Source organism: Novosphingobium olei, assembly GCF_037076535.1.
In the GTDB taxonomy this organism is placed as follows: domain Bacteria; phylum Pseudomonadota; class Alphaproteobacteria; order Sphingomonadales; family Sphingomonadaceae; genus Novosphingobium; species Novosphingobium olei.
Map to the genome: position 1 here is coordinate 546,507 of NZ_AP029021.1, position 26,020 is coordinate 572,526.

The window sequence follows — 26,020 nt, forward strand, 5'->3', positions numbered from 1 at the left end:
CCGTCAGGCCTGCGGAATGCCGGTTGCGGTGAGCCGCAGGCCGACTGCCTTGGCTGCGGCGAGTGCCTTGCCGAGCTGCGCGGTGGGCTTCCCAGCTTCCAGATCGACGATGAAGCGTTCGCCGCTATTGATCGCGAGCGCCAGCTCCCGCTGGGTAAGGCCAAGGGCCTTGCGGGCCGAGGCGACGGCTGCGCCGAATTGGGTTGCGTTGTCGATCATGTCAGTCTTACCGAGCGGGAAGTTCTCATATGTGCTGTAGAGTTTCAAGAGCATTTCTTCCCGATCGGGAAGGAATCTCCTTAATGTTGAGGCCCATCCGGAAATTCTTACCGCTCGGTAAGTTGATTGGTGGCCTGGGCGGACGTTCCGTGCTATCGAGGGCGCGTCGAAGTCATTGGATCTGTCCATGTCGATCGCCAGCGCTCAATACGACGATGACGAAATACTGGCCATGACGCGGGCGGCCGCTGTATTGGTCGCGCGCTGGGGCGTTCAAGATGAAGCAGCAGAGCGGCTTCTCAACGGCGAAGGGCGGGCTGCAGCGCTGCTCGGCATCCATTACGCATTGCGATGCATATACGCTGACAGCAATAGAGCCGCGCGGTGGATAGGTGCACCTAACGAGGCCTTTGATGGAGCCAGCGCGCTTGATCTCATGCTGGCAGATGGCCTCGCAGGTATGCGGCGCGTCAAGGCCTACCTTGATGCGGAAATCGCTAGCTGAGCAGATAAGCGACCAGATCCTGAGCGATACAGCAGGATCAACCAAGGCCCGCGCTCGAGGCAGCAGGCGGCTTGCGGAAGCTACCTTGCAGGACCTTTGCGCCGGAACGCAACTGGTCAAGATAGTCAGCCCAGCTCTGCATCATCCTGATCCGCTCTCCCCAGTGCTCGCCGCGCGCGTAGGCGCGGCGGACATCATCGGTCTCGGCATGGCCAAGCTGGCGCTCGATCGCGTCGGGGTTCCAATGGCCTTGCTCGTTCAGCAGCGTGCTGGCCATGGCGCGGAAGCCGTGGGCGGTCATCGTGGTGCCATCGAACCCCATCCGCCGCAGCGCGAGGTTGATCGTGTTCTCGCACATTGGCCGGTCGCGCTTGCCTTGGGCGGGGAACAGGTAGCGGCGATTGCCGCTGATCTCGCGCAGCTCTTCCAGGATGGCGAGCACCTGACGGCTGAGCGGCACGCGGTGCGCAACACGCATCTTGGTCTTGTCGGCGGAGATGGTCCAGATGTTTCGGGTAAAGTCAAACTCGCTCCATTCGGCCTGCCGCAGTTCGCCAGGGCGCACGAAGACGTAGGGGGCGAGCCTTAGCGCCGCATGGGTGACCGGATAGCCTGAATAGGCATCGATCGCGCGCAGCAGATCGCCCGCTTCCTTCGGCGTCGTGATAGCGGCGCGGTGCGTCACCTTGGGCACGATCAGCGCACCGCGCAGGTCTGCTGAAACGTCCCGGTCTGCGCGGCCGGTGGCGATGGCATAGCGGAAGACCTGTCCGCAGGTGCTGCGCAGCCTTCGTGCGGTTTCGTAATGGCCGCGCTTCTCGACCGAACGCAGGACGGCGAGCAGTTCGGGAGCCTTGATCTCGCCGACCTTGCGGTCTCCGATGATGGGGTAGGCGAATTCGAGCAGCCAAGTCAGCTTGCCCACGGTCACATCGGCTCGACCCTCGCGTCGGGCCTTATCGAGCCACTCTTCGGCAACGGCCTTGAAGCTGTTCACATTGGCAAGCGGGCCGGTGATCTTGTCGATCTTGCGCTTGGCTGAGGGATTGATGCCCTCTGCGATCTGCTTCTTGATCTCCAGCCGTTTGGCGCGCGCCTCGGCGAGGGTGACGGTCGGATAGACCCCCAGCGCGGCTGTCGCTCGCTTCTCTCCAAAGCGATAGTCGACGCGCCAGCACCGCTGACCGGCCGTGGTGACCAGCAGGTAGAGGCCTCCGCCGTCGGAGAGCTTGTAGGGCTTGTCGCGCGCAACTGCCTTTCGGACAGCCAGATCGGTAAGCATGAAACCACCTTTTTGCCGGTTTCGATACCGTCAAAAATACCGTCGGATACCGTCAATTGCAACGATTTCAGCCGGATGCCGGTGGACGCCAGATCCGTGAAAAGCCTTTGATTTCTTGGATTTTTCCGGACGCTTGCGGATGCGTCCGGAAAGAAAAATGGTGCCAGAAGAGGACTCGCATCGAATAATGAATTGTGTGGTATAACAGCAACATAGGCAATGTGGTTTTTGCGAAGGCCCGCAGAAAAGCCCGCATTTCGATGTGGTCTAAAGGTTCGAGTCTTTTCATGGGACTCGAATCTTCCAGAAATGGCGGATTTCCGCCATTTCTGTACCGTGAACAAAAGCGGAAAATCTGGCAGCGCAGGGACCGAAAGGCCCGCAGAAATACGTTCTTGGGATGTTCCAGATCGGCCCGTCGGATCTCCCATGATCCCTGCCAAAGCAAAATTCAGAGCGGCTGGGGAGAAGCTAATCAGCTGAGCTACAAGTCGTCCGAGAATGCGATCACAGCCAGGGCCTTGGTTGCATCTCCGCGCCGTTTATATCGCCCAACAAGCGCGCCCTTGTCATCGGGTTGATTGATCCGACTGACCTCGAAAGACCCATCGACTAGAGGCGAGAGGCGATATCCGCGCCCATTCAATCGGCAGTACAGTTGCTTCGACCCTGATAGCGGCGTCCACTTGCAATCAGCTCCGGACAAATAGCGCCGCTCGAGCGCTAGGCGTTGTTCCTCTTGTTGGGCCCGGTAGCGCGCTTCCCGTTCAGCTTGAAGGCGCTGGCTTTCCACCTCGATGTGCTCTTGGAGTGCACCCACAATCGCGGGAAACTCGGTTCCTTCCATCTCCTCCCGAAGAAAGAGCCTTTCACAGGATTCCCTTAGTTCATCTCTAGGATAGTCGGTCAGATCCCGTTCTTGCAGGTCACGCATGCGCTGTGCGACGTCCGTCAGCGTCAACTGAGGCCCTGGCATTGCGTTGAGATGCTGGGTCAGGGCCGACAATGGAACCCAGCAGGGCGCTGCAGAGATGACCAGCCTTTCTCGTTCGGGGCCCCATTTCAGCCAGGCCGTGTTTTTCTGATTGAGCTTTGCAACAATCTCTGCGGCAAGGCGTGAGACGACATGTCCGTCTCGGATATGCTTCAGCGATGGGCTTTGCACATGATCGAAAAGCAATCTGCGGACGATGTCAGCCTGATCACGCAAGGTCGTTCTCCATTCTATTCAACAGAGGGTCCGGAGCGACAAGCAGTCTCCGATCTCCGTCTCAATCATGGGACAAGCTTGCGCAGCGCCCTGTTGCGAAGATCTGACAGCCGAAAGCGCTAGTTTCAGCCGCCTCCCAACATGTCCCACGTAACACCAAATCGCGCGAGATACTTACGCAGCCGGTCAGCATCATTGGTACTAGAACGTTTCGTGCGGGAGGCAGCAAACAGCGTGCGGCCAGCCTCAGAAAGCGAGCGGCTGGCGCGGCATGTCTCAAGGACATGAGCAAGCTGTACGCGGTCGAACGGGTCGATATTGGCCAACGCATTCTCGCCGAGGAGTTCCGAAATGACGTTGTCCTTCGAGGCGATTGAAGTGCTGCCTGACCAGAGTCGTCGCAACCGTGTGATCTCGGTTGCGACGACTTCGCTGTCGATCCGCCCCTTGGGTGAGAAGGTCGCCATCCGCGTAACGCTGGCAGCGAGATCGCGGAAGTTTCCCTGCCATTGCGCTTCGGCTGACATAGCAAAAGCAAGGTAGCGCTCGCGCGCTTCCTTGTTGAAGGTGACACGCTCACCCTCTCGCTGGGCGTGCCGATCAAGTTCATAATCAAGGTTCGGGGCAATGTCTTCGCGCCGCGCCGACAAGCCAGGGAGCGAAAAAGTCCAAAGATTAAGCCGGGCAAAGAGATCTTCTCGGAATGTGCCGTCCGAGACGCATCGAGCAAGATCGCGGTTGGTCCCCGCGATGAGCTGGAACTCGCTTTCTGCTTCGCGGTCGGCGCCGACGGGCAGGAAGCGCTTGTCCTCTATAGCACGCAAGATCATCGCTTGCTCATCGAGCCCGAGCTCGCCGATCTCGTCGAGGAACAGAAGGCCGCCATCAGCGGTGCGCAGCAGGCCAGGGCGATCACCCGCAGCACCTGTGAAAGCACCCTTCTTGTGCCCAAACAGAGCGGACATTGCGCTGTCACCGCGCAGGGTAGCGCAGTTCACTTCGACGAACTGGCCGCTCACCTGCCGCTTGAGCTTCTTCAGCTCGAAGATGCGCCGGGCGAGCTGGCTCTTACCTGCGCCGGTCGGACCCATCAGCAGGATCGGGGCGCGAGTGCGACTGGCGACCTGTTCGATCTCGTCGATCATCGTGTTGAACGCAGCATTGCGCGTTTCGATGCCAGACTTGAGGAACGACGTGCTTTCCGCGCTCTCGCTGGCGAAGCGTGTGGCGATGCTGTCGTAGCGCGACAGATCGAGATCGATCACGCTCCAGGTTCCCGCCGCATCAGGCGCGCCACGCCTGGGTTGGGTCTGGAGCAGGCGGCCGGGCAGGTAATGCGCCTCGGTCAGCAGGAACAGGCAGATCTGCGCCACGTGGGTGCCGGTGGTGATGTGGATCAGGTAGTCCTCGACATCCGGGTCGAGCGGTTGGGAACGCGCGAAATCGAGTAGCTTGCCGTAAACCTCTTCGAAGTCCCAGGCGTCGCCAAAGTCGATCACGTGGCGCTCGACCATCGTTTCGGGCGAAACCGAGGCGATGTCCTCGCTGACATACTCGGCCAGGCGGCTGTGCGCCGAGCCGTGGATCATCAGGAACCGATCGACCCGCAGGTCCTCGTGCATGCACAGGCCTACCGATGGCCGCCATTTCATCCAGCGCGATGGGCCGAACTTGGAAGCATCGAGCGTTGAGCCGAGAAAACTGATGACGGTGGTTGGCTTCATGCGCCTAGTTTATATTCTCTTATATGGAGATATACAAACTCTAGACTTTCTTGTGGAGCAGCCTCGCATCGATCATCGCTCGGGATTGAAAAATAATCATTTTAATACAGTGCATTATGCGATCTTTTTTCTCCAATAATCCAAACTGGCACGCCATCTGCAATTACTCTGGCGTCGGGTCGGTCGAACAGCCCGGCGCAAGCGGAACCAAGAGGCGGTCGGAATGGGCCGGCCGCCTCCGAGGTCCGAGGATTTCAAGGAGTTGGACTATGGCCAACAAGAACCTTTTCGCATCGGCGTTGTCGCGGTTCCTGCCGCGCGCCGATACGGTCAACCAGGCGGGTGGGTCCGCCTATGCCTATCGGCCCGAAGCCAAGCTGGCCCAGCTTGCCGCAACCGGCACACTGTCTGATGGCTTCTACTCGAGCGCGGAGACCCAGCTCGCCGATGTCGTGCTGGCCGCCAAGGACGTCGATCCCGAATGGGTCGCCAAGTGCGCGGTCTATGCCCGCCAGTCGGGTGCCATGAAGGATATGCCTGCCTTGCTGGCGGCTTACCTGACGATGGCCCATCCCGACCTGTCGGTCGGCGTGTTCAAGCGTGTGATCGATAACGGCCGCATGCTGCGCACTTTCGTGCAGATCATGCGTTCGGGGCAGGTCGGCCGGGCCTCGCTCGGCTCGCGCCCGAAGCGGCTGGTCCGCGAATGGCTGGAGCAGGCGTCGATGGCGCAGCTGATGCAGGCGGCCACGGGTAACGACCCGAGCCTGGCGGACATCGTCAAGATGGTCCACCCAGCACCGGCCAATGCCGAGCGGCGCGCCTTCTATGGCTGGCTGATCGGCAAGCCCTACGATGTCGCGGCACTGCCCGCCGAGATCGCGGATTTCGAGGCCTGGAAGCGTTCGCCCTCGGGCGAACTGCCCCAGGTGCCGTTCGAATGGCTGACCGCTTTCCCGCTCTCGCCTGAGCAGTGGGGACAGCTTGCCACCCGCATGGGCTGGCAGGCGCTGCGGATGAACCTCAACACGCTGGCGCGCAATGGCGCGTTCGCGGTGAACGGGGTCACCGAAGCGGTCGCGGCCCGATTGGCCGATCAACAGGCGATCGCCCGCGTTCGTCCGATGCCCTATCAGCTGATGGTGGCAATGGGCCAGGTGGGTGACGGTGTGCCGCTAGCCGTGCAGGCAGCGCTCGAAAGCGCGCTCGAAGCATCGCTGGTATCTGTGCCGAAGCTGGAAGGCCAGGTTGTGGTCTGCCCCGACGTCTCGGGCTCAATGAGCTCGCCCGTTACTGGCTACCGCAAGGGGGCCAGCTCGAAGGTGCGGTGCATCGACATTGCCGCGCTGGTCGCTGCCGCAGTGCTGCGCCAGAACCGCGATACCCGGGTGATCCCGTTCGAAGTGGACGTGGTCAAGCTGAAGCTCGACGCCAGCGCCCGCGTTGCCGTGAATGCGGCAAAGCTGGCCGGGGTTGGTGGCGGCGGGACCAATGTTTCGGCTCCGTTGGCGCTGCTCAACAAGGAGCGCGCGCGGGTCGATACGGTGGTGATCGTCTCGGACAACGAGTCCTGGGTCGATGCTTCGCGGCGCGGCGCCACGGCGACGATGAACGAGTGGAACAAGCTGAAGGCCCGCAACCCGGGTGCGAAGCTGATCTGCATCGACATCCAGCCCTATGGCTCCACGCAGGCCAAGGACCGGGCAGATATCATGAATGTCGGTGGCTTCACCGACGCGGTGTTCGACGCGATGGCGCGCTTTGCCTCTGGGCAGTCGCGCGATTGGGTCGAGATCGTTCAGACTACGGAGGTATGAAGGAAAAGGATCACGGCGAATGCCGGAAGGACTACATTGATAATGTCGGTGTCGCGGGTTCGATCCCCGCCTGTCCTTCGGGGCAGTAGCTCAGTTGGTAGAGCACGAATGTCTTTCCAAAATCTGGTCGCCGTGACCCTGCAACAGAATTCAGGAATTGCCGTGGCGAATGCCGGTGGGACTACATGTCTCCAAACCGAAGGTCCGACGAGTAAAGCGCCCAGAACCGCTCGCGGTGACGGGAGATGCGGGTTCGAACCCCGCCGCCGACACGTAGCTTAAGGACCGCGTCTCGCCATCCTTTGTCGCCACGGCAAACCCAATTCACGGCGAATGCCGGGCAAGGACTACATCCTGTCACGATGCAGGTCGCGGGTTCGAATCCCGCCGGGTCCACCAAGTGCGGGCCCGTAGCTCAGCGGATAGAGCGGCGCCCCTTGTGGGCAATGTCTTTCCCACTCCTCGTCGCCGTGGAACCGATCAATGCTGGCGAATGCCGACGGGACTACATCGGTAAAGGCCGAAAGGCCGAGCGGTTCGATTCCGCCCCGGAGCAATCCGGCCAGGGTTGCAAAGGGATGTCTCGTCAAACCTCGTCGCCAGTACCAGCAATTCGTCGGCGAATGCCGGTGGGACTACATGGGTAGAGCACCCGCCCTTGCAGCGGGAGGTCGGTGGTCCGAATCCACCCTCGGAGCAATCCGAAGTAGCTCAGTAAAATGTCTCGCCACACTTCGTCGCCGACACCATGATGAAACACGGGAGGTCAGCGATGACCAGTACGACTTTTGAATTCCAGGCCGTCGAAGGCGGCGTGCCGATCAAGATGTGGACGCGCGGTGTGCCGGTCGACGACAAGGCGCGCGACCAGCTTTCACGCGCGGCGAAGATGCCCTTCATCTTCAAGCATGTCGCGGCGATGCCCGACGTCCATGTGGGGATCGGCGCGACCGTTGGTTCGGTGATCCCGACCAAGGGCGCGGTAATTCCGGCAGCGGTCGGCGTGGACATCGGCTGCGGCATGATGGCGGCGCGCACCTCGCTGATGGCGCATGATCTGCCCGACAGCCTTGAAAGCATCCGCTCGGCGATCGAGCAGGCGGTGCCGCACGGGCGCGATGTCGGCCGGGGCAAGCGCGACAAGGGTTCGTGGGGCTCTCCGCCCCCGGCGATTGTCGAAGCCTGGGCCGTGCTGGTGCAGCGCTTCGAGCGGATCTGCGACAAGTTCCCGCGATTGAAGAACACCAACAACCTGGTGCATCTCGGCACGCTGGGAACGGGCAACCACTTCATCGAGCTGTGCCTCGATCAGGAAGCCCGGGTCTGGGTCATGCTCCATTCCGGCTCGCGCGGGGTGGGCAACGCGATCGGCTCGTTCTTCATCGAACTGGCCAAGCAGGACATGCGCAAGTGGCACATCAACCTGCCCGACGAGAACCTCGCCTACTTCCCGGAAGGGACCGACCATTTCGACGACTACGTCGAGGCGGTCGGCTGGGCGCAGGACTTCGCCGCGCTGAACCGCCGCATGATGATGACCAACGTCATCGCCGCGCTGCGGGGCCAGATCGCGAAGCCCTTCGATGCCGAACTCGAGGCGGTGAATTGCCATCACAACTACGTGACTAGGGAAAACCACTTCGGCGAAAACGTGCTCGTCACCCGCAAGGGGGCAGTGCGCGCGGCCAAGGGCGTGCTGGGTATCATCCCGGGCTCGATGGGGGCGAAGAGCTTCATCGTGCGCGGGCTGGGCAACCCGGAGAGCTTTGACAGCTGCAGCCACGGTGCAGGACGGATCATGTCGCGCACCGAGGCCAAGAAGCTGGTGACGCTCGACGAGCACATCCGCGACACCGAAGGCGTAGAATGCCGCAAGGACGCGGGCGTGATCGATGAGACGCCCAAGGCCTACAAGCCGATCGAAGCCGTCATGGCGGCGCAAGTCGACCTGGTGGAGATCGTCCACACGTTGAAGCAGGTGGTCTGCGTGAAGGGGTGATCCCTTTTGCGCAGGCAACCAACAAATCTTGAATGACGGGGCCATGATTACAATCGACGGATCGGAAGGCGAAGGCGGGGGGCAGATGGTGCGCAATTCATGCGCGCTATCGCTCGTGACCGGCGAGCCATTCCGGATCAGCAACATACGCGCAAAGCGTTCGAAGTCCGGCCTGATGCGCCAGCATGTGACTGCGGTGGAAGCCGCGTGCGTAATTTCGGGCTCGGAATGTGCCGGCCTTGCAGTCGGCGCGTCAGAGCTCGAGTTTCGTCCCGGCCGGGTGATCCCCGGCGAATATCAGTTCGCAGTCGGCACGGCGGGCTCAACCGGCCTCGTGCTCCAAACCGTACTGATGCCGCTCATCCTTGCCGATGGTCCATCGCGCCTCGTTCTCGAAGGGGGCACGCACAACATGCTGGCGCCGCCGTTCGACTTTATCGAGCGCACTTTTCTTCCGGTGATCAATCATATGGGGCCAAGTGTTTCTGCGCGGATCGTTCGGCACGGGTTCTACCCGCGAGGTGGCGGACGAATCGAAGTCGACATCACGCCTGCGCCTCTCCTGCCGGTCGACTGCGTCGACCGAGGTGATCCTGTGGGCGTGAACGCGCGAACGATCTTCACCGGCCTGCCGTTTGAGATTGCGGAGCGCATGTTGACGCGCGCGAAGCGCGACCTTGCCGACTGGCCCGACGACGCCTTTGCGGTCCGGGAGTTACCTCCAGAACAGGGGCCGGGAGTGATTCTGATGCTGGAGGCTCGCTATGCCAATGTCAGCGAAGTCGTCAGCGGCTTTGGCCAGCTCGGCGTGCCTGCCGAACGGCTGGCGAAGACAACGGCCGCGCGCATGAAGGGCTATGTTGAAAGTGAGGCATTTGCCGGGCCCTATCTCGCCGACCAGCTAGTTCTGCCTTTCGTATTGGCGGGAGCTGGGCGATTTTCAACCGTGAAGCCCACCCAGCACACACTGACTGCGATCGACATTGCGCGCCGCTTTACTGGAAGGCGGATAGAACTTGTCCAGCAGTCGCGTGGTGAGCATGTGCTGACGGTCGGATAGGCAGAGGATTTTTTGCTCGAACGGTGCCGGACGCCTTTCGGAATGCATCGACTCCGGCAGATCAGGTCCGCTCGAGAATCCATGAGTTGATATCTTCTTCCGCCCAGGCGACCGCATAGCCACCAAGCTGAACCGGTTTCGGGAACTTTCCTTCGGCCATCCAACGGTAGATTGTGGATCGACCGAGGCCGACCCGATGCTGGACCTCCTTTAGCCGAATGAGACGGGTGATCCGGCGTTGCTCGGGTGGGGCCAATGGTTCTGTTTCAGCCATGACGCCCTCCGAAGCCCGTGCCGCCTTCACCCAGTAGAGCATCCTTGCGTTCGAGCTCGTCGATGTGATCGGCGAGCAGCCTCGCCACTCGGTGGGCAGTTCCCTTTGCCCAACGGGGCTTCACGTCGTGGACCTGGTTGCCAAGGACGCGCTCGAGCGCAGAGGGAAGTTCGCCGACCAGTTCCTCGAAGAACTGGGCGATATCGGTCTGAAGCCAGCGAGTCGCCTGATCACCGCCAGCCCCCAAGAACAACAGCAAGTGAGCATGCGGCGCCATGCCTGATGAAGCGAGGATGCGCAGCGCTTCGCCAAGGCTGGGGCTTCTCTCGCCGCACAGCGTCCGACGCAGTGCATCCTTATGAAGGTCGGCCTCGCGCGCGATTTCGCAGCGGTTGCGCCCGCTCCGTTCAACGGCCGTTTGCAGCAGGTGCGCGAGGTCGCGCCGGGTTTGGCTTTCTCCAAGTACGCCCATGTCGATCACGGTTGTTTCTCCTCTGGCTAGCATGATCGACTCACCGGCTATGCGAAGAGGAAGGGTGTAGGAAAATGAAAAGAACATAAAAGGAACAAAGAGGAAGGCGCGAATCAGACATCTCCTGCGATTCGCTCAGAAATCGGCCGATTTGGCGCGGATTCCGACCTCATTGGCGCGATCTTCGGCCTGATTGGCGCTCAAGGAGATCGAGGCAGCGCGATTGCCGGCTCGCGCACCTCTTGATGTCGCTTTTTGCTTGGTCGGCAGGCCCCAAACAACGGTCGCGATTTCCTACAGGGGCATCGAGGGATCACGAAGAACAGACAGCGAACGGACCCACCGCTTGCTGCTCCTTCAACCCTCGAAAGGCCCTGCCTCATGAATACCCCTCTCCAGTTTGCCCGGCACACCCAGCTCAAGGACTACATCCTGCCCGCACTGGTTGCCCTCGCCGGTGCCGGCGCGGCCTATGCCGGCGCCGACACCACCTTCGATCCCGCTCTCGTGAAGTTCACCGATTTTCTCGAGGGCTCGGGCGGCAAGATCATCACCGTGCTCAGCCTCGCCGGCGGCCTCATCGGCCTCGCTTCAGGCCGCTTCACGCTCGGTCAGATCGCCGTTCCCGTGGGCGTTGGCATCGGCGTCGGCACTGGCGTGCCGATCGTCACCTCGGTCGTGACCGCGGTCATCTGAACAGCGGATCCGGTCACGGCGGGAGGGCGGCATCATGGCTGACAAGTACCTCGTACCCCAACGGCTCGACGATCCGGAGCTCATTGGCTTCTGGACCATCGACGAGTTCGCGGGGCTGCTGATCCCCTTTGCCTGGGGGATCCTGGCGCAGCACATCTTCATCGGGATCGCTCTCGCCTTTGCGACCTGGTTCGTCTTGCGGAAGGCGAAGTCCGGAAACGCGGGCTCGGCGCTGGTGCATGCTGCCTACTGGTACATGCCCGGGGGTTTCCTCGGGCTGAAAGCCACGCCGCCCTCCCATTGCCGCCTCCTGGCCGGCTGAGGGAGACGAGCGATGCGCGCAGAATTCGCATACGAAGAGGCCCAGAAATACTTGCGTCAGCGCAATTGGCTGGCGCTGGTCGCCGGCGGCCTCGCTGTCACTACGCTGTTCGGCGTGGGCGCGGCAGCAACCCGGGACCGGGAAGTCGTGCTGGTCCCGGTGACCAGCGAACGGCTCTCGCTCTCCAGTGCCGGACCTGACGCGCATTACCTCGAGCTCGTCACCCGCGACACCGCGCTGATGCTGCTCAACCGGAGCCCACAAGGCCTCGACTACTGGATGGCCGAGATCCTGAAGCTCGCCGATCCGGCCGCTCACGGCCGCCTCAAGGCCGAGCTCGTCAAGATCGTCGACGAGCAGCGCGGCTCGGACATCAGCCAGGCCTTCGTCATCCGCAAGATGGAGGTCGATCCGGCCGCCCTCACTTCGACCGTCACCGGCACGCTCAAGACCTTCGTCGGCGCGCAGGTGATCGCCAGCAACGATCGCAGCTTCCGGTTCCGCTGGAGCCGGCATGGCCTCGCCCTCGGCCTCGTCGGCTTCGAGCAGCTGCAAGACCAAAGCCAGAAGGACTGAAGACGGCCATGAGCTATCTTACCCCAACGACCGTGCTTGGCACCGGTCTCGCCTGTTTCGGAATAGGCGTCACTCGCCGTATCGACACCGGTTTCAAGGCGCTCGGCGCCGCCCTGTGCGCCCTCGCGTTCAGCGCGTCGCCGGCCTTCGCCGATCAGTTCGTCGAAGCTGCCGACAACGCCAAGATCGACTGCGTGCTCTCGCGCAGCGAGCTGACGCGCATCGCGCTGGTGGACGATGGCTTTGCCAACGTCTCGAAGATCGCCAGCGCCTATCCCTACAACGATTTCACCGTGACCCATGAGCCGGTCCGCGGCGACATCTACATTTCGGTGCCGCCGCAGTTTGCCGCCGACCGGGTCAGCTTCTTCGCGACGAGCAAGGCGGGCTACGTCTACAAGTTCGCGTGCCGGACGGCCGCCCAAGAGGCGAGCCAGATCTTCGTCACCAACCCGGCGCTGAAGACCCATGACGCCGAAGACTGGGAGCAGGCGGCAGGTCCCGATGAGACCGCGATCCGCCTGATCGAAGCCATGGCGGGGGATGCGGTGCTCCCCGGCTTTACGGCCCGCGCCGAACTGGGGCTCCCCCGCAAAACCGGAGGGATCGAGGTCCAGCTGGTCGCGGAATACTCCGGTGCCGAGCTCGTCGGTCAGCGCCTTATCCTGCGCAACCTTGGCAAGGAGCCGCTCGACCTCGCGGCCGACCGTGAGGGCCCGGCCGGAACAATCGCCTTTGCCTATGGCCGCGATGCGCTGCGTCCCGGCGAGACGACCAGCGCCTTCCTTGTCTTCCGCAAGGGAGGGCTCGAGTAATGGCACATGAAACCGAACGGACGGGCGGTGAGCCCGCCGCCAACAACAGCCAGGTGGCCGCCACTCCGGAGAGCCGGCGCGAAGTCGGACGCCGTAACCTCAATCGCCAGATCGCCCAGCGCCAGAAGGCTTTGCTGATTGGTGTTGGCGCCCTAGCCCTCATCGGCGGCGCGACGTTCCTGTTCAGCGGCGACAAAGGCAAAGGTTCGGGTGCTTCCGGCGAGGCGGTGTCGATCGACACCGGAGGGCTCGTTAATCGCAACCTGTCCGAACGCGAGTTCGTCGCGACTTACGGCAACCGGGCCGATGCACAGGACCGGGAGATCAAGGCGCTCAAGGAAGGCCAGGTGTCGCGCCCCGAGCTCGAACAGCAGCTCGCCGCGCTCAAGACCGAAAATGCGCAGATGCGCACCGACGGCCAGCACGCGATCGATGCGATCTCGGCAGAAAACGCGGCCTTGAAAGCGCAGCTCGACCAGGCCTCGCGCGCGCCGGCTACTCCAGTCATGCCGCCACCAGCCTATGGTCCTGGTGTCAATCCGGGTGTTGGCACCCCGACCCCAGGAGCAAACCGGCAAGGTGCCGACGGCCCGGCAGCGGACGCCAAGGTCAGCCTGATGAGCTTTGAGACCGGCGGAGCCGGACCCAAGAAGCCCGCCGGCGACACCGCCGCCTCGCAGCTCCTGCTGCAGGACAGCCCCGATTACCTGCCGCCTAACAGCTATGCGCCGGCTCGGGTCATTGTAGGTGTCGACGCCTCGACCGGTGTTGCCAGCCAGACCGATCCACTCCCGGTGGTGCTGCGGATTACCGGCCCGGCACGCTCGGTCATGCGGCGCGGCAAGGTGCTGACGACCGACATCACCGGTTGCCTCGTCAACGGCGCGGCCCGCGGCGATCTCAGTAGTGAGAAGGTCTACGTGAAGCTCGCACGCATGACCTGCGCGCAGCCGGGCGGCCGCTACGCGGTGAGCGAGGTCAAAGGCTTCATCAGCTTTGCCGGCAAGTCGGGCGTGCGTGGCCGCATCGTTAGCCGCGAAGGCAGCCTTGTTGGCCAGGCGCTGCTTGCTGGGATCGTCGGCGGCTTTGGCCGGGGTTTTTCCGCCAATGCCAATGGCGTCTTCACCGGCCAGATCGGGGCCGACGGCAAGCGTCAGGCGCTCTCGCCGACCGACATTGTCACAGGCGGCATCGGCCAGGGCGCCGGCGAGGCCGCCGACACGGTGAGCAAATACCTCATCGAACGCGCCGAACAATACCAACCCGTCGTCGAGATGCCGACCGGCATCGAGGTCGAGATCGTCTTTCTCGACGGCGTTCACGTCAGGAGCAACACGAAATGAATTACACGGATTTCCGGCCGGGCTTCAAAGCCCGCGCCGCTACGGCAGCGCTTGCCCTCACTACGGCCTTCGCCGTTGTCAGCCTCGGTCTCGCAGCGGTGACCTCTGCTCCGGCCCAGGCGAGTGACACCTTGAGCGCGGTGCGCGCCGCACTCAAGGCACGCCTTCCCAAGACCCCGATCGACGCGCTCACTTGCGAGGGTTTCGGCGGGCTGTGCGAAGTCGTGTCGGGGAGCACGTTGTTCTACGTCGATGGCTCTGTCCGTTACCTCCTGGTCGGGCGGCTCTACGACATGGAGACGCGCCGTGATGTGACGGCAGCGCGACTGCTCGAGCTCAACCCTGACCTCATCGCCGCCGGTGCAGCACGCGCGGGCGGCGAGAGCAAGGCGCAGGACGAAGAACCGGCAAACACGGTCCCGACCAAAGTCGATCTCACCAAGTTGCCCGCCGATGGCGCTGTGCGCTGGGGCAATCCGGCAGGTCCCAAAGTCGTGGTCTTTTCGGATTTCCACTGCGGGTACTGCCAGCGCCTGACCGGCGAACTCGCCAAAGCGGGGGTTCAGGTCGAGGAACGACCGATCTCGATCTTTGGAGCCAAGAGCCGCGCGCTCTCCGAGGCCGTCCTCTGCGCGTCCGATCCAGCCGCCGGGCTCCACGCCGCCTATGCTGGCGAGGCGCCGAAGACGCGTCCGGGCTGCAAGCCCAAGGGCCTCGATGCGAATGAAGCTTTCGCCAAGGCGAATGGCTTCAACGGCACCCCGGTCCTGGTGCGCGCGAGCGATGGCGCGGTCCTGCAGGGCTATCGCCCCGCAAACGAAATCCGCCGCTTTCTTGGTCTCACCCCGAACAAGGGAGGCCAGTGATGCGCCGCCCCGACGGACATTCCCTCGCTCCGCACCGCTTTGCGGCACTCGCCGTCCTTGTTGTCGCAATTAGCGGCTGCGCAGTGCTGGGCGGCAACGTCAAGGGGAGCTTCTCGTGCCGTGCGCCGGAGGGCAACTGCGCGCCGACCTCGGTGATCGATGAAGCGGCGACCCAGGCCTCCGGCAAAACGCCCGAAGCAATGAGGCCGCCCTCGGCACGCGTCTTGCCGCAGGTATCCGAGGGACGGCTGCGTGTCGTGCTCACGGCCTATCGCGACGCGGATGGGCGGACGCATGAAGCGCGGGTCGTCGAGGTGCCGCTGCCGACGAGCGCAGCGAGCCAGTTCCAGGATCCCGCGAGCCGCCGCGAAGTCGCCCGGGCACTCGCCCGTGCGGTGAGTGTCGCTCGCCATCCTGAGAGTGCGGCGGAGCCGCCGCGCCCGATCGTCTCCCCCGCCGATCTTCCTGCCGATCCTGCCACCACCGCCTTGCCGGACGTGCTCACTGCCCCCTTGCAGCACGCGCCGGCAGGGGGACCCGGGACTGCCTCCCTCCCGACCCGGGTCCCCCACCCAGACGCCCAGAAAGAGGAGCCCGCTCCTCAGGAAGGTCAAAAGCCATGACTTTCTCGCTTGCCAGCGCGCGCGACGCGCTGATGGGCTCGCTGTTTGCGGACACCGCCTCGGCCGAAAAGCCGCGTACGAGCTTCGGTCTCGACATGCTCTCGGACTGGCTCCCGTACCGGGTCTTCGACGAGAGCGCCGGGCTCTACCGCAATGCCCGTTCCAAGGGTTTCATCCTCGAGGTGACGCCGCTCATTGGCGCTGATGAGCGTACCGGTGAAATCCTGGGTCAGTTCTTCTCCGAAGGGCTGCCCCAGGGCGCCTGCCTGCAGGTGCTCAATTTCGCGAGCCCGCGCATCGGGCAGGTCGTCTCGCCGTGGTTCGCGCCCCGCTACGAACAGGGCGGGATCTACGAGGCGATCGCGCGCGAACGGATTGCCCGGTTCTATGATCTCGTCTGGGAGAGCGGTTCGGCGCACGCGCCCTTCCACGTGCGCAGCAGCCGTCTGATCGTCTCGCTTGGCGTGCCTGCAAGTGCCAGCGTCACCGATGCCGAACTCGCCGAATGCCGCGAGGGGCTCCTGGGGCTCATCCATTCGCTGGGTTTGGAAGCCCATGCGCTGCGGCCCTCGGCGCTGATCGGGCTGATCGACGAGCTGACGTCGCCAACCACGGCGCGCGAACCCGAGCGTGAAAGTTGGAATCCGCTCGAGCAGATCGACGTCCAGGCGATCCGCAGCGACATCGAGCTCGAGGTCGAGGACGACCGCATGGTGCTGCGCACCGAGCGGTTCCGCGAGATCGGCCGCGACCGCGCTGGCCATCCCGAAGTCGGCGAATGCCTGCCCGACAGCTTCGATCTGCGCCACTTTGCCGTGCGCGCGTTCCCCGAACGCTGGGCGCCTTGGGAATGCGCGCGCCTCATCGGCGACATGTTCACCGACAAGCTGCGGTTTCCTTGCCCGACTGCGACAATGCTGTGCCTCGTCTATCCCGACCAGGAGGCAGCTTCTGCGCGCGCGGGCTACAAGTTCATGCGCACCACGAGCCTGAGCCAAACCAAGAGCGCGCGCTTCCTCCCCAAGCTTGCCGACCAGTCGGCCGAATGGCGGCATGTCCAAAACGAGCTGCAGGCCGGCAAGAAGCTGGTGAAGCTATTCTACGGGCTCACCAGCTATTCGCCGCTCGGCCAAGGCGATGCGCATGAGCGGGTGATCAAGGCGATCTTCAAGGCCGCAGGCTGGGATCTCGCCGACGAGCGCTTTCTCCAGCTCCAGGGCCTGGTCGCATCCTTCCCCTTGAGCCTCGCCGATGGGCTGGCGGACGACATGCTTCGCCTGAAGCGCATGCGCACGATGCTGTCGACCACGGCGGCCAATATCGCGCCGATGCAGGGCGAATATCTCGGCCGCGCCGTTCCGCATCTTCTGCTTGTCGGTCGCCGGGGCCAGCCCTTCTGGTGGTCGCCGTTCGAGAACGGGGCCGGAAACCACAACATCGCGATCTGCGGCAAGTCAGGCTCGGGCAAGTCGGTCCTGCTCCAGGAGCTTTGCGCGGCCTTACGCGGTGCAGGCGCCAAGGTTGTCGTGATTGACGATGGCCGCTCGTTCGAGCACTCGGTCAAACTCCAGGGCGGCCGCTTCGTCGAGTTCACCCTGGCAGCCGGCTTCTCGCTCAACCCCTTCTCGATGGTCGACGATGCCCGGGCGGCGAGCGATGAAGACTACCGGCTCGACTGCTTTGCCATGATCAAGGCGATCATCGGCCAAATGGCGCGGCACGATGACAAGCCGAGCGATACCGAGCGCGGCCTCATCGACCGGGCGGTAACGACGGTCTGGGACACGCTCGGTTGCGGCGGCAGCATCGACGATATCGCGGCGGCCCTTGAACAGGGCGGCGGCGAGCTTGGGGCAAACCTCGCGACCGCGATCGCACCCTATTGTCGGGGCGGCAGCTACGGCGGGTTCTTTTCCGGCCAGGCCAGCTTCGCGCTCGACGATGATTTCACCGTCTTCGAGATGAGCGACCTTGCGAGCCGCGAGGAGCTGAGGAGCGTCGTCCTCTCGGCGATCATGTTCATGACCGGCCAAGCCATGACGCGGACCTCGCGAGCAACGCGCAAGCTGCTGCTGATCGACGAGGCCTGGTCGATGCTGCGGGGTGGCTCGATGGGCGAGTTCGTTGAGACCTATGCCCGCACCGCGCGCAAGTATGGCGGCGCGCTCGCGACCGCCACCCAGTCGCTCAATGACTACTACAAGTCGGACGGCGCCCGCGCCGCGCTCGAGAACAGCGATTGGATGCTGATCCTCCAGCAGAAGGCCGAGACGATTGCCGATTTTCGGCAAAGCGCCCGGCTCGACATGGACGATCGCACCGAGACCCTGATCCGGTCTTTGAAGCGCTCGGGAGCGGAATATTCCGAGATCTTCATCAAGGGCCCGGAGACCGAAGCGATCGGCCGTCTGGTCCTCGATCCGCTCTCTGCGACGATCTTCTCGTCCGACCCCGACACTTACGCCGCGATCCAGGCGCTCGAGGCTCGCGGCATGCCGCTCGCCGATGCAATCCGCAAGGTTGCGGGCCTCAGCCAAGGAGAGCGCTGATGGCCTTTCACCAGACGCCCTTCGACCACATTGGTGTGTGGTCGCCGCCGCAGCGCTTACTGCCGTTTCTACAAGGGACATGCTTCATCCTCATCGAGGCCTCGCGTTTTGCGGTCTCGAGTCTGCTGATTGTGCTCGGACTGCCGCTCTTTGCTTTCCTGTTCCTTGCGGGCTGGGACTTGGGGCTTCTGTTCACGCAGCTTGCCAATCTTGCCGACCACTACCGCGAGGCGGACGCAATCCGGCGGATTGCCTTCTCGCAGGACCTTCAGGGCGTGTTCCTCGCGACCTCGCTCGGCGTGCTTGTGGCACGCGCACCGCGGTTCCTGAAGCGCCTCGAAATAGCGCTCGCTCCGGCATCCAAGGAGACCACCAATGGCTGATGCTCGACCATTTCAGTCCTTCAATCGTTCCCTTGTGCTCCGGCTTGGCGGCGTACTCCTCGCGGTCTGCCTCCTTCTCTGGGGCGCCTGGGTCAGCCGCGAAGTGGCGCGTCCCCGTGAGCAAATCGTCACCGTGCGCTTGTCTGAAACGATCGCGCGCTTCGTCGATGCCGAAGCGCGCAGCGGGAAGGCACCTGAGGATGGGCAGGCACGAACGCTGGCTTACCTCCAGGCTGCCGAGGCCGCTGTGCGCGAGATGGGCAGCAACGGCCGGGTGGTGCTGGTCGCCGAAGCGGTACTGGCCGGTGATGTCCCCGATGCCACGGGCGAACTCGAACAGCGCGTTGCCGCCAAGCTTGGCCGGGAGAAGCGGCCATGACGGATCTTCTCGCGCGCACGCTGCGCCGGGTCCGGCGTCCGTTGCTCCTTACCGGGATTGTCGCCCTGCCGTTTGCCTGGGCGCCGATCGCCGCTTTTGGTGAGGATCATGCTTTCCTCATCAATGCGAGCCCGAGCCTGCCCAACTGGGCCTTCTGGCTCGACAAGCCGGCGCCGATTTCGCGCGGCAGCCTGATCTTCTTCGAGCCGCCGGCCTCGCCCATGTTGGACAGGCATTTCGGGAAAGGTCCGCATCTTTTCGGCAAGCGCGTGCTCGGCCTGCCGGGCGATGTGGTGAGCCACGAGGGCGCCGAGGTCCTGGTCAACGGGCGCAAGGTCGGCGCGCGCCTGGCGAAAACGCGGCTTGGCGTGACGCTCAGCCCCGGCCCCGAAGGCGTCATCCCGCGGAACTGCTACTACGTCGGGAGCGACCACCCGCGCGGCTTCGACAGCCGCTACGCCGAAGTGGGCTTTGCCTGCCGTGGCCACATCCTTGGCAGCGGGAGGGCGATCCTGTGAGGCGCGCGCTTATCCTTCCGCTCTGCCTTGCCTGCGTCCCTGCGGCCGAGGCTCGTGACTATGGCCAGCAAGGCGCGGTCTTCCCGGTGATCGAGCGCGATCTCCTCGAGCAGATCCATACGAGGCTCGCCGCCATGGAAAAGTCGGGCGAGACTGCGCGGCTCAACCAGGAACTGCAGCGGCGCACGGCGGCCCGGGTCAATCGGCCCGAGCCGGTCGACGGCCTTGTCCGCGCGAGCGCTGCCCGCCGCTGGAGCTTTGATCCGACGATCACGCTCGAGACCGATATTCGAGGGCCCAAGGGCGAGCTTATTCATGCCCGCGGCACGCGGGTGAACCCGCTCGACAGCGTACCACTGCGCGCCGAGCTCCTGTTCTTCGACGGCGATGATCCCGAGCAGCTCGCCTGGGCGCTGAGCCAGTCTAGGGCTGCGAAGCTCATCCTCACCAAAGGCGCTCCGCTCGAGCTGATGAAGGCACGGCAGCGGCGCTTTTACTTCGACCAGGGCGGCAAACTCATCCGCCACTTCGGGATCGGGGCGGTGCCGGCGCGGGTGCGCCAGCAAGGCCGCGCACTCGAAGTCAGCGAGATCGTCCTTCCACCCCGTCAAGGAGTCCGCCCATGACACATCTTCGTCGTCTGGTAGCGGCTGCGCTCGGAGCGCTGGGCCTGATGCTGGCCAGTCCAGCCAGTGCAGATGCGGGCCCCGGCCGCTGCACCGGCAGCTTCGTCAACCCGATCACTGACATCTGCTGGTCCTGCCTGTTTCCGATCTCGGTCGGGGGCCTCAAGATCTGGCCGTCGAGCCGTCCCGATCCTTCCAACCCGACCCTGCCGCTGTGCCTTTGCGGTTTGCGGCCGGGCATCGCCATGGGCTTCTGGGAGCCGGTCCGACTTGCCGACGTCAGCATGAAGCCTTGGTGCTTCGTCAACCTGGGCGGGATGAAGCTCGATCCCGGCTTCGATATCGGTTTTCGCTCGATCAAGGGGCCATCGGCGATCGGTGGGGCAAGCCAGAATTACTCGAGCTGGCACGTCCACTGGTATGCCTATCCGCTGATCTACTGGATGGAGATCGTCACCGATTTCCTGTGCCTGGAATCGGGCTCGATCGACATTCTCTACATCTCCGAGATCGATCCGCTCTGGCAGGACAGCGAACTCACGGCGATCATTAATCCCGAGGCGGTCCTGTTCGCCAACCCGCTCGCGCTTGCCGCCTGTGCTGCCGATTGCGTGTCCTCGACAGTCCACCTGCCGGTTGACGAGATGTTCTGGTGCGCTGGCTGCCAGGGCTCGATGTACCCGATGAACGGCAACGTCTCGGCCTCGATCGGGCACGTCCAGGCATCGCGGCTCGTGCTCTCGCGTTTTGCCTACAAGCTCCACCGCGAGCTCGTCGCCTGGGGCACGATGGGCAGCAAGGGGCTCTGCGGCAAATACCTGATGCCGGTGATGCGCAAGCAGCAATACCGCTTTCAGGCCACCAATCCGAACCCGGCGACCAAGGGCCGCTATGCCTGCCCCCCGATCGGCGCCGCCACCACCTTTCAATCGGCCGGACAGGTCATCCCCGCGATCGGCGAGGACATGGGCTACCTCGTCTGGCGCAAGCGGAACTGCTGCGCGCTATGAACCGGAAACTTCTTCTCATCCCACTGGGACTGGCTCTGCCACTCGCAGGGCTCGCGCTCGCCCAGAGTGCACCCGACGGCATCGACCTCGATGCCATTCGCGCCCGCTCGGCCGAGCATGCCGAGGACGCAGCCGCCCTGGCGGCGACTGTCCGCGGGCGGGCCGAAGCGGTGCACGATGACGCGCTCCAAACCCAGGACCAGGCCCAATCCGCTGGCGCGCGCTATGCCGACAGCCTGCCATCCGCCACGAACAGCATGGATGTCCTCGATTTCGATGCGATGGTTCGCGAGCGGGCTGAGGCGGAAAAAGCGCCGCTTGGCGAGAGCCCGCGCTTCATCGCCTTTGCCAGCCTGTCGATGCCGCCCGAGGCATTGAAGGCCTTGGTGCGCGACATGGGCCGAGCCGGCGGCGTGACGGTGCTGCGGGGCTTTCCATCCGGCGATTCCGCCCGGTTCAAGGCGCTCCTGACCGAGATCTGGCAAGGCGAGGATGCTCCGCAGGCGCTCGGGATCGACCCGCGCCTGTTCCGCGCCTTCCACATCGAGGCAGCGCCGAGCTTTGTCATGGTGGGGAGCGACTTCGCTCCTTGTGATGGCTTCGACTGCCAGGACGTCCCGCCGCCTCACGACCGGATCACCGGCAATGTGACGGTCGGGCAGGTCCTCGAAACCTTCAAAGACGGTGCCGGCCCCGGCGCCGCGCTGGCGCGCCTTCATCTTGCCCGCCTCGAGGAAGGAGAGGATCGATGAGAACAATCCTGACGCTGCTCTGCGCCGGGCTGCTATCGGCAGGCGCGGTTCAGTCGGCCACGGCCCAATCGAATTCAGGGCAGACGACCGCGGACGCGAAGGCTGACGGCAAGGCGTTCGGCAATGCGGTGATCGACCAGGTGAAGAGTGCAGCAACCACTGCACCCGATGCCTCGCGCATTCCCGGTTTCAACCCCGCCGGGACGCAGAGTCTGGAAGATCTGGCCGCCCATCCGGACCGGATCGAGGGCGCGGCGCGCAGTACAGCCACCTGCAATACGGCCATCCGCACGATCGAGGACTCGATGAACAATCGGGCGCGCTTCTCACCCCAGGAAATCAAGAGCATTCTCGCGCGATCGGGCAAGATCAGCGAGACCCCGCTCGACTACACCAGCGGCATGTCGGTGTCCGGCTCGAAGGGCAACTGTGTGCCGCTGCCGCCGGGCACCGGCTCGGTCGGCACTTACATGGCGACCTGCAACACCGGCTACACGGCCGAGCAGAAGTCCGCATCCTGTCCGATTACGCTCGATCCCAGCGCGGCCCCGCGACAAATCTATGGCTATTACTGCGTCGGCGGCAGCGGGGTCGATCCCGCCAGCATCTACGCTTGCAACCATTATCCGGCGCCGCAGTGCACGGTCACTCAGTCCTGGCCGATCAACCTCTGCGATCCCTATTTCGGGATCTACTGGGGCTGCAATTACCGCGACTTACGTGTCGACTTGGTGAGCTGCACCGCCCCGGTCGAGGGCGCCACGCCCTACACCACGACCACCGAAACCGTGGTGACGACCCAGCGCAATGAGAGCCAGTGCTCGGGTCTTGCGGGCGATGCCAATTGCTCGCAGGACAGCGAGGTCTGCACCGACAGCGATCCCGTCACCCGGATCGTCGACGGCGTGCCGGTGACCGAGCCCTGTTGGGCCTGGCAGCGCAATTACACCTGCTCGGCCAGGATCGCCGGCAATGATTGCAGCGAGCTCGAGGCGAACGGCAGCTGCCATTTCGTGCGCGAGGATTGCCTGACGGGTGACAGTACCTGCTCGACCGCCGAGCGCGTCTACGAGTGCCCGGTGCCACCGAGTGAGAGTTCTGGCCAGCAATATGTCTGCGATGGCGACGTCTACTGCATCGACGGCTCGTGCGAGACAATCCAGCGTGAAGCCAACGACGAATTCAAGGACGCGGTCGTCGCCTTGAGCGCGATGGACCAGGCGCGGCGCGAATTCGATCCTGGGACCATGACCCTGTTCAAGGGCGAGCGCGAGACCTGCTCGTCCAAGGTTTTCGGCGTGCTCAACTGCTGCAAGGGCAAGGGCTTCCCGCTCATCCCGGGCATCCAGCTCCTGGTCGCGCTCGGCTGCGGTCGCGAGGAAATTCTTCTTCATCAACGCGATGCGCAGGGCCTGTGCGCCTATGTCGGAACCTACTGCTCTTCGAGCTTCCTTGGCGTCTGTCTGACCAAGAAGAAGGTTTACTGCTGCTTTGAATCCAAGCTGACCCGCATCCTGCAGGAGCAGGGCCGCGCGCAGCTGCCCAAGCCCTGGGCCAAGCCCAAGTCCGAGCAGTGCCTGGGCTTCACGCTCGACGAGTTCGCCCGGCTTGACCTCTCCCGGATGGATTTCTCGGAAGTCTACGCCGAGTTCACCGACGCTGCGCGCCTCCCCGACGAGCTGCAGACCTCCGAACTGATCCAGCAGAAGATCCGCGACTATTATGAAAGGAGCAGCCAGTGAGCGCGCTTCGTACCTTTGTGACCGCCGCCCTCACGGCTGCGCTGGTCGTCCCGCCAATGCCGCTCGTCGCCCAGGACCATGGCTCGGATCAAGCCGTGACCGCCGGCGAGGCCGATGCCTTCTACTGCGGTGAGCGGCGTCTCGGGTACTGGTTCTACTGCGTGCGGCCCAAGCGGGCCGAACCGCGCGAGCAGGGATCGACGCCTCAGACGCAGTCGGCAACGGCCCAGCTGGAAGCCGTCACGGCCGAGCTACGCGAATTGAAGGCCCGTGCGATCATCGAGCCGACGCCTCAGAACGTGACCGCCTACATTCGTTTCCAGCGTGAGCAGCTTGATCGGGCCTCACTGTTTTCCGACGTCTGGCAGCGCGCGATCTGGCAGCAGCCCGAGCTTGACTACACGCTCGAGCGCCCCGTCGGCACGCTCGCCAAGCGACAATGGCAGGACGCCCGCGCCGCCGAGCGTGACACGATCATGGCGCACCTCGGTGACCGCTACGGTCTGTTCTATTTCTTCGCTCAAACCTGCGGCGCCTGCGAAGTCATGAGCCCGATCGTCAAGGCGGTCGCCGATCGCTGGCACCTGACGGTCCGGGCTATTTCGACCGACGGCGGTCCTTCGCGTCATTTTCCGCAATACACCGTGGAGAACGGGCAGCGCCCGCGCATGGGGCTTGAGCCCAAGATCACCCCGGCGCTGGTCCTGTGGGACAGCGAAGCGGGGCGCGCGATTCCGATCGGCTACGGGGTTCTGTCGGCCGACGAGCTGCAGGACCGCATCTTTCTCCTGACCTCAAAGGAAGCCGGCCATGATTTCTAAGCTGCGTACAGCGGCGCTCACGCTTGCCGCCACGAGCCTCGTTGCAACGCCTCTCCACGCCAATGTCGGCGACAGCATGGACCGCTTCATGAACGAGATGGGCGGCGCGGCCAATGTCACAGGGCCGAGCGCCTTCCAGGGCCAGTCGGCGGGCTATTACAGCCTCGGCAATGTCTGGACCCGCTTCCCGCAAAAGACGACCAACATCGCCAACCTCCAGCTGCCCAAAGCGCGGGCCGGCTGCGGCGGGATCGACATCTTCGCGGGAAGCTTCAGCTTCATCAACGCGAGCGAGATGGTCGCGCTGCTGAAAGCGGTCGCCAACAATGCGGTGGGCTTTGCCTTCAGCCTGGCGATCGACACGGTCTGCCCTGAGTGTTCGAAGATCATGCAGGAGTTTGCGCAGAAGGCGCAGCTCATGAACAACCTGTCGATCAACTCCTGTGAGATGGCGCAAGGGCTGGTCGGAGGAATCTGGCCCAAGGGCGACTTGGCCGACAAGGCGATCTGCGAGGCGATCGGCAACAGCGAGGGCATCTTCACCGATTACGCGGCGGCCAAGCATGGCTGCGGCACGCGCGGACAGCGAAGCGCGACCAACTCCGGGGCAGGCGCAAACTATGCCGACGTGAACCCGGCTGTGGCGCGCAATTACACCTGGCACGTCCTCAAGAAGTCGGCCTTCTTCAATCCCGGTGGGACATTCGACCGCGAGCTCGCCGAATATGCGATGACGCTGATTGGCACGGTCATCTACGTCCCGCCCAAGGACGATGAGCCGGGCAAGTTCGTGCCGTTTGCGGGCGATGCATCCTCGACCCTGGTGACCGCGCTGCTCGATGGGACGCAAGGCCAGACCATCCGGGTCTTTTCCTGCGACGAGCCGGACCTGTGCCTCAATCCGACGTTCCGGGACATGAGCCTCAGCTCCGCCAAGGCAATCCGGCCGCGGGTGGCTGCGCTCATCGGCAGCATGGTGGCTGCAATCCGCTCGGACACCGCGATTGGCGATGCCGAGAAGGAGCTGCTCCAGGTCGCATCGGTCCCCCTCTACAAGATCCTGACGGTCCAGGCCGCCTATGGCCGGGGCATGGCGACCGATGATCGCGACACGCTCGCCGAGATCACCAGCATCGATCTGCTCTACGCGGTGCTCGACCGGATCGTGTCCGAGGCCGGCCGCTCGATGGCGAGCTTCATCGCAGCCGACGAAGCCAAGCTCGCCATCTGGCGTTCGCAGGTCGCGGACGTCCGCTCAAGCCTCGCGCAGCGCCAGGCGACAGGGCAAGCCAAGGTCTCGGCCATCATGCAGATCATCGAAAAGACAGCGATGATCGAGAACATGCTGGCAGCCTCGATGTCGCCCTCGATGGCGGCATCGCTCGACTGGTCGCGCGCGCTCCAGTCCCGTTCCATCGTCCCCTAAGGCGAGACAAG

General features: G+C 63.8%; 28 protein-coding genes and 1 tRNA gene. 22 read left to right on the forward strand and 7 right to left on the reverse strand.

What is annotated here, in order from left to right; translation table 11 throughout:
* Positions 1–3: 3 nt before the first annotated feature.
* Positions 4–267, reverse strand: a complete 264-nt coding sequence (locus tag AACH40_RS02600) for a helix-turn-helix domain-containing protein (protein WP_422394874.1) — start codon at positions 265–267, stop codon at positions 4–6.
* Positions 268–406: 139 nt separating this feature from the next.
* On the opposite strand from AACH40_RS02600, the gene AACH40_RS02605 reads away from it, so the two are divergent.
* Entirely contained in the window at positions 407–724 is a 318-nt protein-coding gene (locus AACH40_RS02605) for an MbcA/ParS/Xre antitoxin family protein (RefSeq protein ID WP_338644078.1), read from the forward strand.
* Between the two features lie 37 nt (positions 725–761).
* On the opposite strand, the gene AACH40_RS02610 is transcribed toward AACH40_RS02605, so the two are convergent.
* From AACH40_RS02610 to rtcR, 4 genes are all read right to left on the reverse strand, one after another.
* A complete protein-coding gene (locus tag AACH40_RS02610; protein ID WP_338644079.1) occupies positions 762–2,006 on the reverse strand; it encodes a tyrosine-type recombinase/integrase in 1,245 nt (414 codons plus the stop codon).
* 67 nt (positions 2,007–2,073) lie between these two features.
* A complete protein-coding gene (locus tag AACH40_RS02615) occupies positions 2,074–2,295 on the reverse strand; it encodes a hypothetical protein (protein ID WP_338644080.1) in 222 nt (73 codons plus the stop codon).
* 195 nt (positions 2,296–2,490) lie between these two features.
* A complete protein-coding gene (locus AACH40_RS02620; RefSeq protein WP_338644081.1) occupies positions 2,491–3,216 on the reverse strand; it encodes a hypothetical protein in 726 nt (241 codons plus the stop codon).
* 125 nt (positions 3,217–3,341) lie between these two features.
* Entirely contained in the window at positions 3,342–4,940 is a 1,599-nt protein-coding gene (gene rtcR, locus AACH40_RS02625) for an RNA repair transcriptional activator RtcR (RefSeq protein ID WP_338644082.1), read from the reverse strand.
* Positions 4,941–5,209: 269 nt separating this feature from the next.
* Between rtcR and AACH40_RS02630 the strand changes: the two genes are divergently transcribed.
* From AACH40_RS02630 to rtcA, 4 genes are all read left to right on the forward strand, one after another.
* Entirely contained in the window at positions 5,210–6,757 is a 1,548-nt protein-coding gene (locus AACH40_RS02630; protein WP_338644083.1) for an RNA-binding protein, read from the forward strand.
* Positions 6,756–6,837: transfer RNA gene (locus tag AACH40_RS02635), tRNA-Ile, on the forward strand. Before AACH40_RS02630 ends, AACH40_RS02635 begins: the two co-directional genes overlap by 2 nt.
* 692 nt (positions 6,838–7,529) lie before the next feature.
* The gene (locus AACH40_RS02640; protein ID WP_338644084.1) at positions 7,530–8,756 is read left to right on the forward strand and encodes an RtcB family protein; all 1,227 of its coding nucleotides are present in this window, start codon (positions 7,530–7,532) and stop codon (positions 8,754–8,756) included.
* A 43-nt stretch (positions 8,757–8,799) separates the two neighbouring features.
* Positions 8,800–9,816, forward strand: a complete 1,017-nt coding sequence (rtcA, locus tag AACH40_RS02645) for an RNA 3'-terminal phosphate cyclase (protein WP_338644085.1) — start codon at positions 8,800–8,802, stop codon at positions 9,814–9,816.
* A 61-nt stretch (positions 9,817–9,877) separates the two neighbouring features.
* On the opposite strand, the gene AACH40_RS02650 is transcribed toward rtcA, so the two are convergent.
* A complete protein-coding gene (locus tag AACH40_RS02650; protein WP_338644086.1) occupies positions 9,878–10,090 on the reverse strand; it encodes an AlpA family transcriptional regulator in 213 nt (70 codons plus the stop codon).
* The gene (locus AACH40_RS02655) at positions 10,083–10,562 is read right to left on the reverse strand and encodes a hypothetical protein (RefSeq protein ID WP_338645897.1); all 480 of its coding nucleotides are present in this window, start codon (positions 10,560–10,562) and stop codon (positions 10,083–10,085) included. Before AACH40_RS02655 ends, AACH40_RS02650 begins: the two co-directional genes overlap by 8 nt.
* 381 nt (positions 10,563–10,943) lie before the next feature.
* On the opposite strand from AACH40_RS02655, the gene AACH40_RS02660 reads away from it, so the two are divergent.
* Genes AACH40_RS02660 through AACH40_RS02740 form a run of 17 tightly spaced genes read left to right on the forward strand, consistent with a single transcriptional unit; the run spans position 10,944 to position 26,009 of the window.
* Positions 10,944–11,258, forward strand: a complete 315-nt coding sequence (locus tag AACH40_RS02660; protein ID WP_338644087.1) for a hypothetical protein — start codon at positions 10,944–10,946, stop codon at positions 11,256–11,258.
* A gap of 34 nt (positions 11,259–11,292) precedes the next feature.
* On the forward strand, positions 11,293–11,580 hold the full coding sequence (gene traL, locus AACH40_RS02665; RefSeq protein ID WP_099185468.1) for a type IV conjugative transfer system protein TraL: 288 nt from the start codon (positions 11,293–11,295) through the stop codon (positions 11,578–11,580).
* 12 nt (positions 11,581–11,592) lie between these two features.
* Positions 11,593–12,156 carry a type IV conjugative transfer system protein TraE gene (locus tag AACH40_RS02670; RefSeq protein ID WP_030538243.1) on the forward strand — a complete coding sequence of 188 codons (564 nt, stop codon included), beginning with the start codon at positions 11,593–11,595 and terminating at the stop codon, positions 12,154–12,156.
* 8 nt (positions 12,157–12,164) lie between these two features.
* On the forward strand, positions 12,165–12,971 hold the full coding sequence (locus AACH40_RS02675; protein WP_338644088.1) for a type-F conjugative transfer system secretin TraK: 807 nt from the start codon (positions 12,165–12,167) through the stop codon (positions 12,969–12,971).
* On the forward strand, positions 12,971–14,314 hold the full coding sequence (locus tag AACH40_RS02680) for a TrbI/VirB10 family protein (RefSeq protein ID WP_338644089.1): 1,344 nt from the start codon (positions 12,971–12,973) through the stop codon (positions 14,312–14,314). The genes AACH40_RS02675 and AACH40_RS02680 overlap by 1 nt, the downstream gene beginning before the upstream one ends.
* A complete protein-coding gene (locus tag AACH40_RS02685; RefSeq protein ID WP_338644090.1) occupies positions 14,311–15,180 on the forward strand; it encodes a DsbC family protein in 870 nt (289 codons plus the stop codon). Before AACH40_RS02680 ends, AACH40_RS02685 begins: the two co-directional genes overlap by 4 nt.
* Positions 15,180–15,803, forward strand: a complete 624-nt coding sequence (locus AACH40_RS02690; RefSeq protein WP_338644091.1) for a hypothetical protein — start codon at positions 15,180–15,182, stop codon at positions 15,801–15,803. The genes AACH40_RS02685 and AACH40_RS02690 overlap by 1 nt, the downstream gene beginning before the upstream one ends.
* A complete protein-coding gene (gene traC / locus AACH40_RS02695; protein WP_338644092.1) occupies positions 15,800–18,352 on the forward strand; it encodes a type IV secretion system protein TraC in 2,553 nt (850 codons plus the stop codon). The genes AACH40_RS02690 and traC overlap by 4 nt, the downstream gene beginning before the upstream one ends.
* A complete protein-coding gene (locus AACH40_RS02700; protein WP_338644093.1) occupies positions 18,352–18,735 on the forward strand; it encodes a hypothetical protein in 384 nt (127 codons plus the stop codon). The genes traC and AACH40_RS02700 overlap by 1 nt, the downstream gene beginning before the upstream one ends.
* A complete protein-coding gene (locus AACH40_RS02705; RefSeq protein ID WP_338644094.1) occupies positions 18,728–19,114 on the forward strand; it encodes a TrbI F-type domain-containing protein in 387 nt (128 codons plus the stop codon). The genes AACH40_RS02700 and AACH40_RS02705 overlap by 8 nt, the downstream gene beginning before the upstream one ends.
* Positions 19,111–19,632: a S26 family signal peptidase gene (locus AACH40_RS02710; RefSeq protein ID WP_338644095.1), complete on the forward strand. Its 522-nt coding sequence runs from the start codon at positions 19,111–19,113 to the stop codon at positions 19,630–19,632. The genes AACH40_RS02705 and AACH40_RS02710 overlap by 4 nt, the downstream gene beginning before the upstream one ends.
* Positions 19,629–20,258 carry a type-F conjugative transfer system protein TraW gene (gene traW, locus AACH40_RS02715; RefSeq protein ID WP_338644096.1) on the forward strand — a complete coding sequence of 210 codons (630 nt, stop codon included), beginning with the start codon at positions 19,629–19,631 and terminating at the stop codon, positions 20,256–20,258. The genes AACH40_RS02710 and traW overlap by 4 nt, the downstream gene beginning before the upstream one ends.
* On the forward strand, positions 20,255–21,268 hold the full coding sequence (gene traU / locus AACH40_RS02720) for a conjugal transfer pilus assembly protein TraU (protein WP_030538253.1): 1,014 nt from the start codon (positions 20,255–20,257) through the stop codon (positions 21,266–21,268). Before traW ends, traU begins: the two co-directional genes overlap by 4 nt.
* On the forward strand, positions 21,265–22,020 hold the full coding sequence (trbC, locus tag AACH40_RS02725) for a type-F conjugative transfer system pilin assembly protein TrbC (RefSeq protein WP_338644097.1): 756 nt from the start codon (positions 21,265–21,267) through the stop codon (positions 22,018–22,020). The genes traU and trbC overlap by 4 nt, the downstream gene beginning before the upstream one ends.
* Positions 22,017–23,762 (forward strand): conjugal transfer protein TraN, encoded by a 1,746-nt coding sequence (locus AACH40_RS02730; protein WP_338644099.1) that lies wholly within the window; start codon positions 22,017–22,019, stop codon positions 23,760–23,762. The genes trbC and AACH40_RS02730 overlap by 4 nt, the downstream gene beginning before the upstream one ends.
* A gap of 56 nt (positions 23,763–23,818) precedes the next feature.
* Positions 23,819–24,583 carry a conjugal transfer protein TraF gene (locus AACH40_RS02735; protein ID WP_225011234.1) on the forward strand — a complete coding sequence of 255 codons (765 nt, stop codon included), beginning with the start codon at positions 23,819–23,821 and terminating at the stop codon, positions 24,581–24,583.
* Entirely contained in the window at positions 24,573–26,009 is a 1,437-nt protein-coding gene (locus tag AACH40_RS02740) for a conjugal transfer protein TraH (protein WP_338644100.1), read from the forward strand. Before AACH40_RS02735 ends, AACH40_RS02740 begins: the two co-directional genes overlap by 11 nt.
* Positions 26,010–26,020 lie beyond the last annotated feature (11 nt).

Bases quoted from the DNA above. Each gene is read 5' to 3' on its own strand.
- AACH40_RS02605 (WP_338644078.1), top strand. From the start codon at position 407: ATGTCGATCGCCAGCGCTCAATACGACGATGACGAAATACTGGCCATG.
- AACH40_RS02610 (WP_338644079.1), bottom strand. From the start codon at position 2,006: ATGCTTACCGATCTGGCTGTCCGAAAGGCAGTTGCGCGCGACAAGCCC.
- AACH40_RS02615 (WP_338644080.1), bottom strand. From the start codon at position 2,295: ATGAAAAGACTCGAACCTTTAGACCACATCGAAATGCGGGCTTTTCTG.
- rtcR (WP_338644082.1), bottom strand. From the start codon at position 4,940: ATGAAGCCAACCACCGTCATCAGTTTTCTCGGCTCAACGCTCGATGCT.
- AACH40_RS02630 (WP_338644083.1), top strand. From the start codon at position 5,210: ATGGCCAACAAGAACCTTTTCGCATCGGCGTTGTCGCGGTTCCTGCCG.
- AACH40_RS02640 (WP_338644084.1), top strand. From the start codon at position 7,530: ATGACCAGTACGACTTTTGAATTCCAGGCCGTCGAAGGCGGCGTGCCG.
- rtcA (WP_338644085.1), top strand. From the start codon at position 8,800: ATGATTACAATCGACGGATCGGAAGGCGAAGGCGGGGGGCAGATGGTG.
- AACH40_RS02650 (WP_338644086.1), bottom strand. From the start codon at position 10,090: ATGGCTGAAACAGAACCATTGGCCCCACCCGAGCAACGCCGGATCACC.
- AACH40_RS02655 (WP_338645897.1), bottom strand. From the start codon at position 10,562: ATGGGCGTACTTGGAGAAAGCCAAACCCGGCGCGACCTCGCGCACCTG.
- AACH40_RS02660 (WP_338644087.1), top strand. From the start codon at position 10,944: ATGAATACCCCTCTCCAGTTTGCCCGGCACACCCAGCTCAAGGACTAC.
- traL (WP_099185468.1), top strand. From the start codon at position 11,293: ATGGCTGACAAGTACCTCGTACCCCAACGGCTCGACGATCCGGAGCTC.
- AACH40_RS02670 (WP_030538243.1), top strand. From the start codon at position 11,593: ATGCGCGCAGAATTCGCATACGAAGAGGCCCAGAAATACTTGCGTCAG.
- AACH40_RS02675 (WP_338644088.1), top strand. From the start codon at position 12,165: ATGAGCTATCTTACCCCAACGACCGTGCTTGGCACCGGTCTCGCCTGT.
- AACH40_RS02680 (WP_338644089.1), top strand. From the start codon at position 12,971: ATGGCACATGAAACCGAACGGACGGGCGGTGAGCCCGCCGCCAACAAC.
- AACH40_RS02685 (WP_338644090.1), top strand. From the start codon at position 14,311: ATGAATTACACGGATTTCCGGCCGGGCTTCAAAGCCCGCGCCGCTACG.
- AACH40_RS02690 (WP_338644091.1), top strand. From the start codon at position 15,180: ATGCGCCGCCCCGACGGACATTCCCTCGCTCCGCACCGCTTTGCGGCA.
- traC (WP_338644092.1), top strand. From the start codon at position 15,800: ATGACTTTCTCGCTTGCCAGCGCGCGCGACGCGCTGATGGGCTCGCTG.
- AACH40_RS02700 (WP_338644093.1), top strand. From the start codon at position 18,352: ATGGCCTTTCACCAGACGCCCTTCGACCACATTGGTGTGTGGTCGCCG.
- AACH40_RS02705 (WP_338644094.1), top strand. From the start codon at position 18,728: ATGGCTGATGCTCGACCATTTCAGTCCTTCAATCGTTCCCTTGTGCTC.
- AACH40_RS02710 (WP_338644095.1), top strand. From the start codon at position 19,111: ATGACGGATCTTCTCGCGCGCACGCTGCGCCGGGTCCGGCGTCCGTTG.
- traU (WP_030538253.1), top strand. From the start codon at position 20,255: ATGACACATCTTCGTCGTCTGGTAGCGGCTGCGCTCGGAGCGCTGGGC.
- trbC (WP_338644097.1), top strand. From the start codon at position 21,265: ATGAACCGGAAACTTCTTCTCATCCCACTGGGACTGGCTCTGCCACTC.
- AACH40_RS02730 (WP_338644099.1), top strand. From the start codon at position 22,017: ATGAGAACAATCCTGACGCTGCTCTGCGCCGGGCTGCTATCGGCAGGC.
- AACH40_RS02735 (WP_225011234.1), top strand. From the start codon at position 23,819: ATGCCGCTCGTCGCCCAGGACCATGGCTCGGATCAAGCCGTGACCGCC.
- AACH40_RS02740 (WP_338644100.1), top strand. From the start codon at position 24,573: ATGATTTCTAAGCTGCGTACAGCGGCGCTCACGCTTGCCGCCACGAGC.